The organism is Thalassospira profundimaris (genome assembly GCF_003326795.1).
GTDB classification, from domain to species: Bacteria; Pseudomonadota; Alphaproteobacteria; order Rhodospirillales; family Thalassospiraceae; genus Thalassospira; species Thalassospira profundimaris_C.
Map to the genome: position 1 here is coordinate 222,252 of NZ_JPWI01000002.1, position 17,513 is coordinate 239,764.

The 17,513-nt window shown below is 54.9% G+C and carries 17 protein-coding genes; 6 read left to right on the forward strand and 11 right to left on the reverse strand.

Annotated elements, in window-relative coordinates:
• The first annotated feature begins 52 nt into the window (after positions 1–52).
• Positions 53–604: a hypothetical protein gene (locus TH30_RS05390; RefSeq protein ID WP_114097054.1), complete on the forward strand. Its 552-nt coding sequence runs from the start codon at positions 53–55 to the stop codon at positions 602–604.
• Positions 605–615: 11 nt separating this feature from the next.
• Here the strand turns inward: TH30_RS05390 and TH30_RS05395 are convergent, their stop codons facing one another.
• A complete protein-coding gene (locus TH30_RS05395) occupies positions 616–2,610 on the reverse strand; it encodes an SLC13 family permease (RefSeq protein WP_114097201.1) in 1,995 nt (664 codons plus the stop codon).
• A gap of 203 nt (positions 2,611–2,813) precedes the next feature.
• Between TH30_RS05395 and TH30_RS05400 the strand changes: the two genes are divergently transcribed.
• Entirely contained in the window at positions 2,814–4,055 is a 1,242-nt protein-coding gene (locus TH30_RS05400) for a winged helix-turn-helix domain-containing protein (protein ID WP_114097055.1), read from the forward strand.
• A gap of 106 nt (positions 4,056–4,161) precedes the next feature.
• Here the strand turns inward: TH30_RS05400 and TH30_RS05405 are convergent, their stop codons facing one another.
• The 7 genes from TH30_RS05405 to TH30_RS05435 all read right to left on the reverse strand — a co-directional run bounded on the left by TH30_RS05405 (position 4,162) and on the right by TH30_RS05435 (position 11,602).
• Entirely contained in the window at positions 4,162–4,932 is a 771-nt protein-coding gene (locus TH30_RS05405; RefSeq protein WP_068519864.1) for an SDR family NAD(P)-dependent oxidoreductase, read from the reverse strand.
• Positions 4,933–5,010: 78 nt separating this feature from the next.
• Entirely contained in the window at positions 5,011–6,018 is a 1,008-nt protein-coding gene (locus tag TH30_RS05410; RefSeq protein WP_114097056.1) for an ABC transporter ATP-binding protein, read from the reverse strand.
• Positions 6,019–6,057: 39 nt separating this feature from the next.
• A complete protein-coding gene (locus tag TH30_RS05415; protein ID WP_114097057.1) occupies positions 6,058–6,888 on the reverse strand; it encodes a carbohydrate ABC transporter permease in 831 nt (276 codons plus the stop codon).
• A gap of 10 nt (positions 6,889–6,898) precedes the next feature.
• The gene (locus TH30_RS05420; protein WP_114097058.1) at positions 6,899–7,771 is read right to left on the reverse strand and encodes a carbohydrate ABC transporter permease; all 873 of its coding nucleotides are present in this window, start codon (positions 7,769–7,771) and stop codon (positions 6,899–6,901) included.
• Positions 7,772–7,925: 154 nt separating this feature from the next.
• Positions 7,926–9,236 (reverse strand): ABC transporter substrate-binding protein, encoded by a 1,311-nt coding sequence (locus TH30_RS05425; protein WP_114097059.1) that lies wholly within the window; start codon positions 9,234–9,236, stop codon positions 7,926–7,928.
• Positions 9,237–9,435: 199 nt separating this feature from the next.
• Positions 9,436–10,386 carry a sugar-binding transcriptional regulator gene (locus TH30_RS05430; protein ID WP_114097060.1) on the reverse strand — a complete coding sequence of 317 codons (951 nt, stop codon included), beginning with the start codon at positions 10,384–10,386 and terminating at the stop codon, positions 9,436–9,438.
• 193 nt (positions 10,387–10,579) lie between these two features.
• Positions 10,580–11,602, reverse strand: coding sequence for an aspartate-semialdehyde dehydrogenase (locus tag TH30_RS05435; RefSeq protein ID WP_114097061.1), 1,023 nt, complete (start codon positions 11,600–11,602; stop codon positions 10,580–10,582).
• A gap of 446 nt (positions 11,603–12,048) precedes the next feature.
• Here TH30_RS05435 and TH30_RS05440 point away from each other — a divergent pair, with 446 nt between their 5' ends.
• The 4 genes from TH30_RS05440 to sigJ all read left to right on the forward strand — a co-directional run bounded on the left by TH30_RS05440 (position 12,049) and on the right by sigJ (position 15,468).
• Entirely contained in the window at positions 12,049–13,272 is a 1,224-nt protein-coding gene (locus tag TH30_RS05440; RefSeq protein WP_114097202.1) for an SAM-dependent methyltransferase, read from the forward strand.
• Between the two features lie 137 nt (positions 13,273–13,409).
• Positions 13,410–13,832 (forward strand): hypothetical protein, encoded by a 423-nt coding sequence (locus TH30_RS05445; RefSeq protein ID WP_114097062.1) that lies wholly within the window; start codon positions 13,410–13,412, stop codon positions 13,830–13,832.
• Positions 13,833–13,963: 131 nt separating this feature from the next.
• A complete protein-coding gene (locus TH30_RS05450; protein WP_114097063.1) occupies positions 13,964–14,398 on the forward strand; it encodes a carboxymuconolactone decarboxylase family protein in 435 nt (144 codons plus the stop codon).
• A 146-nt stretch (positions 14,399–14,544) separates the two neighbouring features.
• On the forward strand, positions 14,545–15,468 hold the full coding sequence (gene sigJ / locus TH30_RS05455; protein WP_114097203.1) for an RNA polymerase sigma factor SigJ: 924 nt from the start codon (positions 14,545–14,547) through the stop codon (positions 15,466–15,468).
• A gap of 37 nt (positions 15,469–15,505) precedes the next feature.
• Here the strand turns inward: sigJ and leuB are convergent, their stop codons facing one another.
• The 3 genes from leuB to TH30_RS05470 form a co-directional block, all read right to left on the reverse strand.
• Positions 15,506–16,609: a 3-isopropylmalate dehydrogenase gene (gene leuB / locus TH30_RS05460; RefSeq protein WP_114097064.1), complete on the reverse strand. Its 1,104-nt coding sequence runs from the start codon at positions 16,607–16,609 to the stop codon at positions 15,506–15,508.
• A 92-nt stretch (positions 16,610–16,701) separates the two neighbouring features.
• Positions 16,702–17,313 carry a 3-isopropylmalate dehydratase small subunit gene (gene leuD, locus TH30_RS05465; protein WP_114097065.1) on the reverse strand — a complete coding sequence of 204 codons (612 nt, stop codon included), beginning with the start codon at positions 17,311–17,313 and terminating at the stop codon, positions 16,702–16,704.
• Positions 17,314–17,317: 4 nt separating this feature from the next.
• Positions 17,318–17,506, reverse strand: a complete 189-nt coding sequence (locus tag TH30_RS05470; RefSeq protein ID WP_114097066.1) for a hypothetical protein — start codon at positions 17,504–17,506, stop codon at positions 17,318–17,320.
• Between the last annotated feature and the right edge of the window lie 7 nt (positions 17,507–17,513).

The window sequence follows — 17,513 nt, forward strand, 5'->3', positions numbered from 1 at the left end:
CATATCTACTAAAAGGCGGCTTTAAGCCGCCTTTTTTTGTTTTGGGGGCGCAATGTCGCGGTGGGTGAAAATTGTTTGCTGGGTTGCTTTTGCAGGCATTCTGGTTGGTCTGACAATTTATGATTCTCGCGCAAGCAAAAGCGTATATCAAATCTTTCAGCAGGTTTGTCTTGATGCCATCGGTGATGGAGAAGAGATGGAAGATGCTGTAAGCGCGGTGCTTTGGCGCTACAAAATGTATGACAGGCCCCCTCTGACAAGGCATGTCATGCGCGGGCCTGTTATTCTGCAAACTCGGGACTATCGCATTCCATCAGGAGGCCGTCTGAAAACTTCAGAAGACGGCAGCTATTGCCAAATATTCGTCGGTGGAAAGGAAGCTATGGATATTGTTGATGCCGTTGCGAGTGCCGATGATACTCTGTTTCTCAGAGACGAAAAAAACATCAATGGACATCGTCGAGCGATCCTTCGGATAAAGGACAGCAGTGCAATCATCAATCTGGTAGAGGGTAGCCACGCTGATTTCTTACACATCATGACGCCAGAATTGTACATGCGCCAACGTGCCTATGACGATCCGGAAGTTTCGGTGAAGAACTAGTTCTTGCAACCTCATAACGGCCAAACCCACAGCAACATCGGCACCCCAACCGCCACCACGATGAATTCAATCGGCAGGCCGAGTTTCCAGTAGTCGCCAAAGCGGAAGCCGCCGGGGCCGAGGATGAGCGTGTTGTTTTGATGGCCGATGGGGGTCAGGAAGGCGCAGGATGCGCCGATGGCGACTGCCATCAGGAACGGGTCGGAGCTGGCACCGAGCTGGGCGGCACTGCCAATGGCAATCGGACACATGACAGCCGCGGTAGCGGCATTGTTCATGAAATCCGATAGCGTCATGGTGACGACAAGGATCAGCCCGACCGCAATGACGGCATTGCCCTGTGCGATTGTTTCAAGCAGGAAGCGCGCAATCAGATCGGCACTGCCGGTACTTTCCATCGCATTGGCAACCGGTATCAGGGCGGCGAGAAGCACCACGACAGGCCAGTCGACCGCGTCATAAAGCGTGCGCGGTGACACTACCCCGAGCAGCATGGCGGCAAGGACGCCCAGCGCAAAGGATATGGCGGCAGGCAGGATGCCAAAGGCCGCGAGCAGAATGGCAATCCCCATAATGGCGCTGGCCCGGAATGCCTGGGATTTGTCGGCAAGATGCAGGGAACGTTCGGCAAGCGGGGCGCAGCCCATCCGGCTGCCAAACTCGCCAATGGCGGCAGGCGAACCTTGCATCAAAAGCACGTCGCCTGCCTGCATCTTCATGGTGCGCAGCCGGGTCATGGATCGCTGTCCCTGACGTGACAGGGCAAGCAGGTTGATGCCAAAGCGGCTTCGGATGCGAATATCGGCAGCAGACCGTCCGATGAAGGCGGCATTGGGCAAAACGACAACTTCGATCAGGGACACATCATCAGATTGCAGGGCCTTTTTATGTTCTGCATCCTGATCTGATCCGTCATTCTTGCGATCTGTTTTGGCAGTGCTTTTACTGTCGGCTTTTACGTCGTCGGGAAGATCAACTTTCTTCTCGGCATTATTGGCCTTCTGGGCTTTGGCGGTTTCCTTGCCAGGTTCCTTCTTTGCTTCCTTCTGGGCTTCTTTTTGAGCCTCCTTCTGAGCTTCGAGGGCCTCTTGAGCCTTGCGTTCGGCCTCAGCACTTCGCCATTCGGCCTCAAGGGTCAGATCAAGGGCGGAAAGGACAGAGGCCAGACTTTCAGGTTCGGCTTCGATCAGAAGAATGTCGTTCTGATGAAGTTCGCGATAGGGGCTTGGGGCGGGAATTCGCCGTTCATGGCGGATCAGGCCGATAACCTGTGCGTCGGATTTTTCGAGCTCGGTATTAAGATCGCGCAGCAACATGCCAACCGATTTGCTGCCCTCGGTGATGCGGGCCTCGGTCAGGTAGGAGCCGGTTTCAAATCCTTCGGCCCCGGCGCGTTCGCGGGCCGGTACCAGAAACCGCCCGAAAATAATGACAAAGGCCAAACCCGATAATGCGATGGCAAGGCCGACGGGACTGTAATCAAACATCGAAAAGCCATCGCCGGTCAGTCCGGCACGGAACCCCGATACGATCAGGTTGGGGGGCGTCCCGATCAGGGTCGTCATGCCGCCAAGGATAGACCCAAAGGCAAGCGGCATCAGGATCTTGCCCGGTGGCACGCCCTGTTTGTTGGCGATCTGAAGGGCAACCGGCATCAAAAGTGCCAAGGCCCCGACATTGTTCATGAAGGCCGACAGAAGGGCCGCCAAAAGGCTGAGTGCGGCAAGCGTAATGAAGGGTCCCGCCGATTGTGGAAGAACGGTGCGGGTCAGCGTATCGACCGCGCCCGATTGTTGCAGGGCCGATGACAGGATCAGGATGCAGGCAACCGTGATCACCGCAGGATGGCCAAAGCCGACAAAGGCCGCATCGGTCGGGACAAGTCCCAGCACCACACAGACCAGAAGGGACGCCATCGCAACCATGTCATGACGCCAACGCCCCCACAGAAACAGGGCGACTGTACCAACAAGAACCGTCAGGATCATGATTTGCGGGCTGTCCATATGTGCCGGTCCTGTTTTGTGACGGGTTTTCTGTTCCAAAGCGTAGGGGGAGGCGGCCTGATCGGTCAAGCGAAGTCGCGCGGGGTCAGGGTTGAAAAGGGTCCGATCAACAGAATTTCACGTTGTTGCAGGCTCCTGCCACATTTGTCAGGAGGATGTGTTAGCATCACGCTGTTTTTATTTACCAATTTGTTCGTGTGATCATGCCAGTTGACAGTATTTCCATGCCCGATGCCCCGGTCGCGATTTCGATAAAGCAGGCGCGCAACCTTGCGCTTTGCGGGCAGGGATTTGATCAGAATGACAGCAAGCCTGTGACCAAACGCCGGATCATGAAGGCGATCCGCCAGACCAATATGTTGCAGGTCGATAGCGTCAATGTTCTGACCCGTGCCCATTACATGCCGATCTTTAGCCGGTTGGGTGTCTATGACCCGGCGATGCTTGATGACATTGTCTGGGGCAAATCGCGCGACCGGAAACTGTTCGAATATTGGGGCCATGAAGCATCGATGATCCCGGTTGAGGATTATCCGCTCTATCGTTGGCGGATGGAGGATGCCGAGCAGGGCAAGGGCACCTGGGGGCAGATTGCCCGCATCCGGCATGAGAAACCCGAACTGGTCACCGGCATCCTTGATCACATCGAACGCAACGGCCCGGTCGGTTCAAGTGACCTTGAAGAAAAGGGTGCAAGCAGTTCGCAATGGTGGGGATGGTCGAAAACCAAGATCGCCATGGAATATCTGTTCTGGAGCGGGCAGGTGATGGCGCAAAAGCGCCGGTCAAGTTTCGAGCGGATTTACGATTTGCCACACCGGATCATCGGGGATGCGGCCCATGATCCGGCACCGGACCGGTTGGAGGCGCAATCAGACCTGATCTGCAAGGGGATTGCGGCGATGGGTATCGCCACCGAAGCCGATTTGCGCAAATATTTCCGCTTGCCGACGGCTGATGTGAAGGACTGTCTGGTCAAACTGGTCGAAGAGGGACGGTTGCTGCGCGCGGATGTCGAAGGCTGGAAACAGGCAGGATATCTGTGCCCGAACGTCAATCCGCGTGCGCGGGCAAAGCCGACCTGTCTGATGGTGCCATTTGATCCGGTGATGTGGGAACGTGACCGGGTCGAGCGGATATTCGGGTTTAACTACCGGATCGAGATATATGTTCCGGCCGAAAAACGCCAATACGGCTATTACGTCCTGCCATTCATGCTCAATGGCGAATTTGTTGCGCGTGTCGATTTGAAGTCCGAGCGCAAGAAAGGCGTTCTTCTGGTGCAAGGCGCGCATCTTGAAGACGGGCTTGCCCAAGGTAATGTTGCAGGCCCGTTGATGGCGCATTTGCAGCGTCTTGCAACGTTCCTTGGCCTTGAAAATGGTGTTGAGGTCGTGGGGAATAATGCGTTTTCGCGCTATCTGGCGAGTGTGCCGGTTTCCTGAAAGGGTAAACGGGGCGCAGGTCCCACATCTGCGCCCCGTTTTACCACTGTTCCGACTTTGACCATAAAAAGCTTCAGGACATTATGGTCAACAGTTGCACCTGGCCTTACCAGCAGGTGTAACCCCCATCAGCCAGAACAATGGATCCGGTCATCAGGCTGGAAGCATCGGATGCCAGGAACAGCACAACCGATCCGATTTCTTCGGTCAGGCCAAGGCGGGCCATCGGGGTGCCATTGATCCAGGCGTCGTACATTTCCGGCTTGGATTTCACGAATTCATTGAGCGGGGTCGCAATATAGGTCGGTGCAACCGCGTTGACGCGCACACCGCGCCCGCCCCATTCAGCAGCCAGTGATTTGGTCAGGTGATGGACCGCTGCCTTGGAGGCATTGTAATAGGCCTGTTCCTGCGGCTTGTTGACGATGAAGCCCGACATCGAGCCGACATTGACGATGACGCCGTTTTTCTTGGCCAGCATCTGTTTGCCGAACTCGCGGCAGCACCAGAACGTCCCGTTCAGATTGACGTCAATGACATTAAGCCAATGTTCATCGGTCACGGTTTCTGCCGGGGTTTCCGAACGCGCAATACCGGCATTGTTAACCAGAATATCAATGCCGCCTTGCTTGGCCATTTTTTCAGCACTGGCACGGACCTGATCGGTATTGGTGACATCCATGATGTCGATATCGGCGGTGTACCCTTTGGATTTCAGGTAATCACGGCCTTCTTCGGCAACAGCTTCGCTGATATCGCCGATGACGACATGGGCACCGGCCTCGGCCAGTGCTTCGCAGCAGGACAGGCCGATGGCGCGACCGCCACCGGTGACATAGGCACGACGCCCGGAAAGATCGAACTTTTTAAGATACATTTTGGACTCACAGTTAGCTTGATTGGTAAGGCGGGATCGCAAGCCGCCAAGGGCTTTGCGATCCGGTTTGTTCACGTATCAGGATGCGCCAAGCGCCAGACCATGGGCGTCAAAGCGGTGGATGCGATCCTGTTCAGGTGTCAGGAAGATCTTGTCATGTTCACCAAGCGGCATTTCGCCGGTGGCACGGACCGTCATCGGACCAAGGCCATCGGCTTCGACATGGAGATATGTCTCGGCTCCGAGATGTTCGGCGATTTTGACTGTTGCAGCGATGACGCCACTTTCAGTGCTGACCGCGAGATGTTCGGGACGAATGCCGATTTCATGACAATTGTGTTTTGCTGCAAGCTCCCCGCCCAGGAAGTTCATTTTTGGCGAGCCGATGAAACCGGCGACAAATTTATTAGCGGGGTTGTTATAGAGTTCCATCGGCTTGCCGACCTGTTCGACACGGCCAGCCTGAAGAACCACAATCTTGTCGGCCATGGTCATGGCTTCGACCTGATCGTGGGTCACATAGATCATGGTGGTTTTGAGTTCCTGATGCAGCCCGGTGATTTCAAGACGCATATTGACGCGAAGGGCGGCATCAAGGTTTGAAAGCGGTTCGTCAAACAGGAAAGCCGCCGGGTTGCGCACGATTGCACGACCGATGGCGACACGTTGACGCTGACCACCGGAAAGGGCGCCGGGACGCCGTTCGAGATAGTCGGTCAGGTTGAGGATCTTGGCCGCAGACTGGACTTTCTGGTCTATGACATCCTTGCTTTCGCCCGCCATTTTCAGACCAAAAGCAATATTGTTATAGACCGTCATATGCGGATAGAGCGCATAGGACTGAAAGACCATCGACAGGCCGCGTTTGGCCGGTGCCTCGTTGGCAACATCGGTTCCGTCGATCAGGATTTTGCCATCTGTGACATCTTCCAGACCGGCAATCAGACGCAGCAGGGTTGATTTCCCGCAGCCTGACGGACCGACAAAAACAACGAATTCACCATCATTGATATCAAGATCAACACCGGGAATAACATCCAGCGTTCCGAAGCTTTTCTTGACTTTTTCCAGTCGGATAGCACCCATTTTGGTGTTCCTTCTTTCTCTATTTTCACGGGCTTGCGGTTACTTGACCGCGCCGAATGTCAGACCACGTACCAGCTGTTTCTGAGAGAACCAGCCGATGACCAGAATTGGGGCAACCGCCAAGGTTGATGCGGCTGAAAGCTTGGCCCAGAACAGCCCTTCGGGGCTGGAATAGGATGCGATGAAAGCCGTCAGCGGGGCGGCATCAGACGTTGTGAGATTGAGCGTCCAGAACGCTTCATTCCAGGCCAGGATGATGTTGAGCAGCATGGTCGAAGCAATGCCGGGAACAGCCATGGGCAACAGCACAAAGATGATTTCCTTGGGCAGGGTTGCGCCATCCATCCGCGCGGCTTCCAGAATGTCGGTCGGGATTTCCTTGAAATAGGTGTAGAGCATCCAGACCATGATCGGCAGGTTGATCAGGAACAGCACCATGATCAGACCAAAGCGCGTATCAAGCAGGCCCCAGTCGCGGAAGACCAGATAGATCGGCACAAGCACGCCAACCGGTGGCATCATCTTGGTCGACAGCATCCACAGAAGCGCGTCCTTGGTCCGCTTGGTCGGGTTAAAGGCCATTGCCCATGCGCAGGTCACGGCAAAGACCAGACCAACCAGTGTCGACCCGACAGACAGGATGATCGAGTTCAGGGCGAACTTGAAATAGTTCGAGCGTTCCTGAACTTCGGCGTAGTTTTCCAGCGTCCAGTCAAAGGAAATGAAGCTGGGCGGGATCGAAACCGCTTCGAGTTCGGATTTGAAGCTGGTCAGGACCATCCAGAAGATCGGGAAGAAGATCAGAAGCCCGACGATCCAAGCAAATACCGAAAAGCTGATATAGCCAAGGGGAGATTGTTTATGTTCCATGTCGCGCCCCTTACTTGTCCAGGTTTTTGCCGATAAGGCGGATCAGGAAGATCGCCACGATATTGGCCAGAATGACCGCGACAATGCCGCCAGCCGAAGCACCACCAACATCAAACTGCAACAGCGCCTGCGTATAGACGAGGAAGGCGATGTTGGTCGTTGCCAGACCCGGGCCACCCCCGGTGGTCACAAAGATTTCGGCAAAGACGGTCAGCAGGAAGATGGTTTCGATCAAGATTACAACTGTGATCGCGCGGCTGAGATGGGGCAGGGTAATATAGAAAAAGATCGCGACAGGACCGGCACCATCCATCTGGGCGGCTTCTTTCTGGTCACGGTCAAGCGATTGCAGTGCTGTGAGCAAAATCAGAACCGCAAAAGGCAACCATTGCCATGACACCATGATGATGATCGAGGTCAGCGGTGCATTGGTGAACCAGTCAATCGCGGGCAGGCCAAGCAAACTGGCGATCCAGGCAAACATCCCCGAAACCGGGTCCATCAAAAGGTTTTTCCAGACCAGTGCATTCACGGTCGGCATAATAAAGAACGGTGCGATCACCAGCAGACGCAGAATACCGCGTCCGAAGATCGGCTGATCAAGCATCAGGCCAAGCAGGATGCCGCCAACCACGGTGATGACAAGAACAGAGCCCACCAGCAAAAGGGTGTTAGCAAGCGATGCAAAGAAAGCCGGATCTGTCAGGAAAAATTCGTAATTAAGTGTACCGATCCATTCTTCCATTCCTGGCGACAAAAGATTGTAGCGCAGGAAGGAGAAGTAAATCGTCATGCCCAGCGGGACGGCCATCCACAAAAACAGGACAATGATCGACGGCGCGGACATGATACGCCCGGTAAGGGTCGAGGCCCGTGTCGACATGATGTGCTCCCCGAGATTGATGTTGCTGATCCTATTCCAGATGGAAAGAGGGCGGTGCGTTTTGCAACCACCGCCCCAAGTTCATCAGGTCAAGGAGGCGCAGGCCAGAAATCATTTCAGATGTGCGATGAAATGAAATCCGGCCTGAGGTGCATCAGTAGTAACCAGCCTTACGCATGGTGCGGTCGGTACCGGACTGTGCAGCGGCAAGAGCCTGTTCGACAGTCATCTGACCGGCAAGAGCAGCAGAGAATTGCTGACCGACCGTGGTGCCGATGCCCTGGAATTCCGGGATCGCAGCGAACTGGACACCAACATAGGGCTTCGGTTTCATGGTCGAGTTGATCGGGTCTGCACTGTCGATGGCAAGAAGGGTCTCGTCAGCAAACGGTGCGGCTTCGAGATATTTCGGGTTCTGATACAGCGACATACGGGTGCCCGGCGGTACGTTCGCCCAGCCTTCTTTCGACGCTACCAGTTCCAGATAGTTTTTCGAGGTCGCCCAAGCGATGAATTTCTGGGCGGCTTCGACTTTCTGGGACCCCATCGGAATGCCAAGGTTCCAGGCCCAGAGCCAGTTGGCGCCGGTGCAGGTTGCCGCACACGGAGCTTCGGTGAAGCCGACCTTGTCGGCCACTTTGGACTCTTTGGGGTTGGTTACGAAGGATGCCGCAACCGTTGCATCAATCCACATGCCGCATTTGCCCGAGTTGAACAGCGACAGGTTTTCGTTAAAGCCGTTCGAGGTCGCGCCCGGAGGACCATAGTTACCAAGGATATTGGTATACATGTCCAGGGCCGCCTTCCACTCGGCGCTATCGAAGGTCGGGTTCCAGTTTTCATCAAACAGCCGCGCGCCATAGGCATTGCCCATGGTGGTGATCAGCGCCATGTTTTCACCCCAGCCAGCCTTGCCACGCAGGCAGATGCCATAGACACCCTCGTCGGGCTTGTGGAGTTTTTTAGCGATCTCAAGGGTCTGATCCCAGGTCAGGCGACCATTGATGGTGATGCCGGCCGCGTCAAACAGATCCTTGCGATACATCATCATCGAGCTTTCACCGTAGAACGGTGCAGCATAGAGTGCGTCATCCTTGGATACTGCGGAACGGATGGCGGGCATGATGTCATCAACATCATAGTCCGGGCCAAGTTGATCGAGCGGTGCCAGCCAGCCTTTTTCAGCCCAGATCGGCACTTCATAGGTGCCAATCGTCATGACGTCATACTGACCGCCCTTGGTGGCGATATCAGTGGTGACGCGCTGACGCAGGGTGTTTTCTTCCAGCGTGACCCATTCAAGCGAGATGTCCGGGTTTTTGGAGGTGAAATCATCCGTCAGCTTCTGCATGCGGATCATGTCACCGTTATTGACGGTTGCGATGGTCAGTTTCGTTTCGGCATTGGCGTGTGCGATACCGCCAGCCAACAGCGCACATAGCGCTGCTCCCATTACGCGTTTCATATTTCCTCCCAAAAGGACTGTCTACCCGTTGGGCAACTTGGGTTGCCCGTCTTGATCATTTGTTCAGGTAATGAGCATTCACTCAATTTTACCTCATCTTGTCAAACGAAATCGTTTTTGCGGCGCACAAAACAAAACCCTGCCAGAAGATCTGGCAGGGTGGTTTTATGCTGGATTGTTGCAGACTTGCGCAGGCGTGCTAGCGCAGCAAAGATTCAGCTGTTGCCTCGTCGGTGATCAGGGTCGAAATCAGCTTTCCGCGCATGGCACCCCGAATCGCTGCGACCTTTTTAGCCCCTTTGGCAACGGCGATGGTGTTGGTTGCCGGCTGGCAGGCGGGTGCGCTGGTCACACAATTATTCACCGGATGATCAAGGATATTGCCGTCCTGATCAAAGGACCAGCTGATGACTTCGCCAATCGCACCGCTGTCGCGCAGGGAGGTCAGTTCATCCTTTGAAATAAACCCGTCAATATGAAGCGGCGCGTCATCGCCCAGATGCCCGACACCCATAAAGCGGATATCGGCTTCGCGTGCGAGCTTGAGGATATTGTCCATCGGCGGCTGCTTTTGCATGCGTTCGCGCATTTTCGGGTCTTCGATGATGACCGGGATCGGCAGCGGATAGTGCGGCGCGCGGGTGCGGTCGGCAAGATCGGTGACCGCATCATAGAAACTTGCCGCCCCGTCATGGGCGATGGTGCCGACCAGCGAGACGATCTTGTGATGGCTTCCGTCAATCCGGCCGATTTCATCGACCATGGCGCGCATGGCCCGTCCGGTGCCAAGGGCGATAATTTTGGGATCGGTCGATTGCAAGGTGCGTTCAAGATAGTTTGCCGCGGCCTGTGCCATGCCAAACATTGCCTCGGGCGCAGAGGGATCGGTCGGCACGACATCGCAATTGGCCAGTCCGTATTTCTCGCAGATGGCCCGGCCCAGTTCCATGCAACGGGTGATCGGATGATCAAGACGAACCTTCACAAGACCTTCGCTGACAGCAGCCGATACCAGTCGTTGCGCGGTCGGGCGCGAAACACCAAGCTTGTGGGCGATTTCGTCCTGCGTATTGCCGGCGCAATAATAAAGCCAGCCAGCGCGGGCTGCTTCATCCAGACGGGCCGCTTCCTTGCGGGTTCGTTTTACCATCCGAGTCCCCCGATATGTCTTTTTGCGCGTCACCCGTCCCGGATATGGCCGGTGTGTGACGGATTATTTTTCCCTGAAGTCTTATACTTTTCCCTAGCGCCTTTTGGAAACTCTTACCAGCATCCATATGTCTATAAACGACAAAACCCGCCTTGTGACGGGCGGGTTTTGAAGATGAAACTGTTGGTCTGCCTTATTTCCTGGGCAGGAATTCCGCAACCAGTTTTTCGGCAATCTGAACCGCGTTCAGGGCCGCGCCCTTGCGCAGGTTATCGCCAACACACCACAGCGACAGGCCGTTCTCGACCGTCGGGTCCTTGCGCACGCGCGAGACAAAGACATTGTCTTCGCCCTGGACTTCCTGCGGGGTGACATAGCCTTCGTCCTGGCGGTAATCGACAACCGAAACGCCCGGGAAGTCTTTCATTGCCTTGCGGGCTTCTTCGACGGTGATCGGTTTTTCAAACTCGATATTGACCGCTTCGCCATGACCGACAAAGACCGGGACGCGAACGCAGGTCGCATGAACGGCGATTTCCGGATCAAGGATTTTGCGGGTTTCGACCGACATTTTCCATTCTTCGCGGGTCGCGCCATCATCCATGAAATTGTCGATATGCGGGATGACGTTAAAGGCGATCTGTTTGGTGAATTCTTCCTTTTTGGGAAGGTCATTCACATAGATGCCTTTGGTCTGGTTAAACAGCTCGTCCATGGCGGCACGACCGGCACCCGACACGGACTGATAGGTCGCAACAACGATGCGTTTGATCGTGGCGATGTCATGAAGCGGTTTAAGGGCCAGAACCATCTGAATGGTCGAGCAGTTCGGATTGGCGATGATGTTCTTTTTGGCGTATCCGGCCAGTGCATCGCCATTGACCTCGGGCACGACCAGCGGAACACCCGGTTCCATGCGCCAATAGCTTGAATTGTCGATGACAACGCAGCCTGCTTCGGCCGCCTTGGGGGCCAGTTTCCTGGCAGTTTCACCACCGGCCGAGAACAGGGCAATATCGACGCGCGAGAAATCAAAGGTTGCGGCATCAAGAACACTGATCTCGTCATCTTCGCCATAGCCGACGGTGCGCCCGATGGATTTCGACGATGCCAGTGCAAAGACTTCATCGGCCGGGAACTTACGTTCGGCAAGGGTGTTGAGCATTTCGCGCCCGACATTTCCGGTCGCGCCGACAACGGCAATCTTGTAGCCCATCAGGTGCCTCTTTTCAGTCTTGTGGGCATGGTGGCCAGACCCGGACCGACGTGGAAAATCCGCGTTATGGTTCGGACGGCGCAGGACACATGCCTGTGGATAATTTCGGATAATCTGCGGCGAGATGTAAGGCTTTCAAAGCAATTGCGCAAGCGTATCCTTGATATGGCTGATGCGATTACTACTTGAGATCGCAAAAAAATCTGGCAAAATCGTCAGTGGGGTTCATGTGTCGAACCCGAAATCAGAATCGTTTTGCATCCTGCTTGGTTGATTCCTGTTTTCGGCTTGGTCCGCATCGCGTAGCCGCAGCCACCATCTAAGACCTTCCGAACGGCAAGATAGAACGATCCTGAACAGGGTTCGATACAGATATGCAGCGTGACTGCATATGGGGCGATCAATATTCCGACTTTTGCAAAAAGGACGGCCTGATGACGTACCCGATGAGTTTGGATTGGACACAAAAAAAGGTTCTCGATTTCTTTCGGGAACATGTAACGCGCGGAACACTGGTTTTTCGCGTCGATGACAAGCATGAAGTCGTTTTGGGGGATGGCGCGCCGCCAAGGGCCGGGATGACCGTACCTGACTGGGCCAATACCCTTAAAATGGCGCTAAGTCCCGATCCGGGATTTGGCGAGGCCTATATGCATGGCGGCTTTGATGTCGTCAGCGGCGAAATGGAAGACCTGATCCGGGTGTTGCGCCTGAATTTTGAAGGCGGGCATTCCTCAAGCGGTTTTGGCACCTTCATTGAAAAATTGCAGGCGCTTAAATTCCAGATCGCACAATTCACCACTGTCAAGGCAGCCTCCAAGCGGGTGCGCCACCATTATGATATCGGTAATGATCTTTACACCCGGTTCCTTGACCCGGAGATGCAATATTCATGTGCCTTCTGGGATGATGGTGCGCAGACGCTTGAAGAAGCCCAGCACCGCAAAATGAGCCTGACCACCCAGCGCCTGAAAATCAACGAACCGGGTTTGCGGATTGTCGATATCGGGTGTGGTTGGGGTGGACTGAGCCGGTTCATCCATCGTGAAACCGGGGCCGAAGTCCACGGGATCACATTATCGACCGAGCAATATAACTGGGCGCAGGAGAAGCGCGCAGAGCTGGGCGACAATGCCAAGGCCGGGCTTGATTATCATCTGCTGGATTATCGGGTGTTTGCCGATGCCAATGCCGGTAAATATGATCGCGTGGTTTCGGTCGGCATGTTCGAACATGTCGGGCGCCATCAGTTCAAAACCTATTTCGAAAAGGTTGGTGAACTGCTTAAGGTTGGTGGGCGGGCGGTCATTCACACCATCATCAAGCCGCGCGCAGAATTCACATCGCCCTGGATTGATAAATATATCTTTCCAGGTGGCTATATCCCGGCAGTGCATGAAGTGATCGAGGCGGCTGAACATGCCAAGCTGATGGTTGAAGCATCGCATTTCCACCCCGGCCGCAATTATGCCCGGACCCTTGTCGAATGGCGGGAACGCTTCCGGGCGGTGCGCGACGAACTGGACCCGACCAAATATGATGAGGAATTCCGGCGGATGTGGGAGTTCTATCTGGCGGGTTGCATAAATGCCTTTGACGATTCCGAGGGCGGTGGCGGCATGCGGGTCGGCCAGTTTGTCTTTACCAAGCCGGGCTTTGAATATGCCTGATGTCACAGGGCGGGAAATGAAGGTTTCCCGCCCTTGCGGTTTTAACAGCCAAATCAAGATCCAATATACATCGCGTGGTCGACCGGCACGACAGATGTAAAAACGACTAACCGGTCATTTTGTCGGGAGGAAACGACATGCTTAAAGTGATGGACCGGGATGATCGTAACCAGCGTGCCCGTGACGTATCTGTGATCACGGGTGCTCCGCATATCGGTCAGGTCGAGGACTATATACGCGCATTGAGCGCAATCGAACTTTCAAGCTGTGAACGCGATATGCTGCGCGCCCATGCAAAGGCGCCGGGGCGGGAAATAACCGGACTTGAACTGGCCGAAACCGTCGGGCATTTCGGATGCCGGATGGGGCTTAAGAAATATGGTCGTCTGGCAGCCAAGATATCGACAGCTGCCGGACTGCCGATCTGCCAAACCGATGTCAGTGATTATCTTGCCGCGATCTTTACCCTTGCAGATGGCAAGCAATCGGATGGTGAGGACTGGAACTGGGTGATGCATGAGCAGGTGGCATGTGCCATGGAAAATCTTGGTCTGGTCTAGGTTTTCAGAACAGAACGTAGCCGGTTACAAAAAATATCGAAAAAAACGTGTGGTCGTGTAACGCGGTCCATCCGCGTTTCGTCCTTGTGGGCAGAAGGGAGATGATCCCGTATTCCACAAGGAGATTTGCCATGAGCCGCTTTTCATTCCCCGAAGCCAGCCCGTCCCTGTTCAAACCGATGCTCGCCCTTGCGACAGCGCTTGGTGACAACGCCAAAATCCCGGCCGTGTTGCGTGATCTGATCGAGTGTCGTGTGTCGCAGATCAATCAATGTTCCTATTGCCTGCGCATGCATTCAAAAAGCTTTGCCGAACATGGCGGAGATTCCGTGAAACTGGCTCTTTTGCCGGTCTGGCGTGCGGCAGAGGGATTTGACAATGCCGAACGGGCGGCGCTGGACTGGGCGGAATGCCTGACCAGGGTTGAAAGTCAGGAACGCATCGCGCAAAGCCATCGTCAGCTTGTCGAACATTTTGAAGCGGATGCAATTTCCGAGCTGACCTGCATCATTTCAACCATGAATGCCTGGAACCGTCTGGGAATTGCCCAGCACGAATTTGCATGATGCGGGGGCCTTTGCGCAAGGAGGTCGATGATGATATCGCCTCTTTGCAAGATCATCGCCCATCGGGCAGGATGAACAGCACCACGAAACCTTTTTGCGCGGCACAGGGTGAACCTGTGCCGCTGCACCCGTTTGATGGACCCAAAATGTCGGATCAGATTTTTGAACAGCATCGTGCACGACTGACGGCACTGGCCTATCGGATGCTGGGCAGTCATGCCGATGCCGAGGATGCGGTTCAGGATGTCTGGCTGCGCTGGCGCAAGCAGGACCATGACATCATCAGTGATGCGACCGGCTGGCTGGTGCGGGTCTGTAGCAATATCTGTCTCGATGTTTTGAAATCGGCCCGGCGACAACGCGAGAATTATGTCGGCAACTGGTTGCCTGAACCCTGGATGCCGTCCGAGCCCCCCAAGGCCGAAGCCAATCTGATTGAACAGGACGGGTTGGGGCAGGCCTATTTATTGATGCTTGAACGTCTGACACCGATTGAGCGGGTCGCACTTGTCCTGCATGAAGTGTTTGACTGGTCCCATGACGATATCGCACCTGTGATCGAACGGACTGCCAACAATACACGGCAAATCCTGTTTCGGGCGCGCGGCAAGATGAAACGCGACAGCGAACGCGATGCCACCCCCGATCCGGCAGGGCGGATATGGGAACAGCCGAAAATAGAAGCCTTTATCAAGGCACTTAGTCTGGGTGATATCAGTCAGCTGGTCAGTCAGCTGGCTCCGGATGTGATCCTGCATTCCGATGGCGGTGGCAAGGCACAGGCAACCGCCAATCCGTTATTCGGGGCGGATCATGTTTCCCGGTTCTTCGTCGGGGTTTGGGGCAAGCGTGATCCGCGCGAACGTGTGTTCCATATCACCATTGAGGGTGAATGCTGGCTTCTGATGCAGTTGAACGACATGATTGTAACCGGGATCAGCGCGTCGGAGCGCGACGGACGGATTGTTGATCTGTTTGTCCATCGAAATCCTGACAAGCTCGAACGGTTCAACGCGGTGATTGCCGATGCAACCGAGATTGATCTGACAAACAAAAAGGCCGGGGAATGAACCCCGGCCTTTTCAATTTCGAGATCAGAACGACAGATCAGACAAGTTTGTCGAGTTCGTTGATCAGCGACTCACCCATGACGGTGGTCGAAACTTTGGCCATGCCCGGCTGCATGATGTCACCGGTGCGAAGCCCGCCCTTCAGGACGTTCTGAACAGCGGTTTCGATCAGGGTTGCATTATCGCCCATATCGAACGAGTAACGCAGCATCATGGCAAAGGACAGGATGGTTGCCAGCGGGTTGGCAATGTCCTGACCGGCAATGTCCGGAGCCGAACCGTGTACCGGCTCATACAGGGCTTTGCGTTTGCCGTCAGCGTCTGCTGCACCAAGCGATGCAGACGGAAGCATACCAAGCGATCCGGTCAGCATGGCCGCGCAATCAGACAGAATATCGCCGAACATGTTGGTGGTGACCATCACGTCGAACTGTTTCGGGTTACGAACCAGCTGCATGGAAGCGTTATCGACATACATGTGGCTGACTTCGACTTCCGGGAAGTCCTTGGCAACACGTTCAACAACTTCGCGCCACAGAACGGTGGATTCCAGAACGTTGGCCTTGTCGACAGAGCAAAGACGCTTGTCACGTTTCATGGCCATGTCAAAGGCAACGCGCGCAATGCGTTCTACTTCGGGCTCGGAATACACCAGGGTGTTGTAGCCATAACGAACGCCGTCGCGTTCTTCGATGCCACGCGGCTGGCCGAAATAGATGCCGCCGGTCAGTTCGCGAAGGATCATGATATCCAGACCCTTGACCACGTCTTCTTTCAGGGTCGATGCACCAACAAGTGCATCAAACACCAGTGCCGGACGCAGGTTGGCAAACAGGCCCATTTCCTTGCGGATTTTCAGAAGACCGCGTTCCGGTTTGATATCAAACGGAAGGTTGTCCCATTTCGGACCACCAACAGCACCGAGCAGAACCGCATCAGCTGCCATTGCATCGGCAAGGGTTTCGTCGGTCAGCGGGTTGTTGTGCGCATCAATCGATGCGCCGCCAATCAGGCCTTCGGTGATTTCGAAGTTCACATCGCGCTTCTTGGCCATCCAGTCCATGACGCGCTGAACCTGACGCATGACTTCCGGACCAATTCCGTCGCCCGGCAGCATCAGTACTTTTTTGGTGGTGGTCATAAAAGAATCCTTCCCAGATATTTTCGGGGCCGCTCACCCCGTAACGATAGAAAAGGGGTGGCAAACGCAACCGTTCGACACCCCTTTTTGAATTAGAGCGACAGCCAGGGCTGCGAGGCCGCGCGTTTGGCTTCGAATTCGTTGATGGCATCGCCTTTCTGCAGGGTCAGGCCGATATCGTCGAGACCGTTCAGCAGGCAATGTTTGCGGAATTCTTCGACTTCAAACTTGATGCAACCGCCGTCCGGACCGGTGATTTCCTGTTTTTCAAGGTCAATCGTCACGGTGGCGTTGGAACCACGTTCTGCATCGGCCATCAGCTTGTCGACATCTTCGTGCGGCAGACGGATCGGAAGGATGCCGTTCTTGAAGCAGTTGTTATAGAAAATGTCGGCAAAGCTTGGTGCGATTACGCAGCGAATGCCGAAATCAAGCAGCGACCAGGGTGCGTGTTCACGCGACGAACCGCAGCCAAAGTTATCGCCAGATACAAGGATCTGGGCATTGCGATAAGCCGGCTTGTTGAGAACGAAATCAGGGATCTCGTTGCCATTGTCGTCGTAACGCATCTCATCAAACAGGTTCTTGCCAAGGCCCGAACGTTTGATGGTTTTGAGGAACTGTTTGGGAATGATCATGTCGGTATCGACATTGATCATCGGCAGCGGTGCTGCAACACCGGTGAGCTTGGTGAATTTATCCATTGTCTTATCCCTTGCTTCCAGTTTCCCAGGCCAGACCCAGTGCTTCGATCAATTCTTCGGTAGCATCGAGTTCCTGCGCGACGAAATCGGGAAGGTTGATCCCGGTCAGCTGCGGCAGGAGCTGCTCAAGCACAGGGGCACGTCCCAGACGTGGTGCGCTTTCGCGGAAATTGATGAATGCAGTGTCGGCCATGGGAACT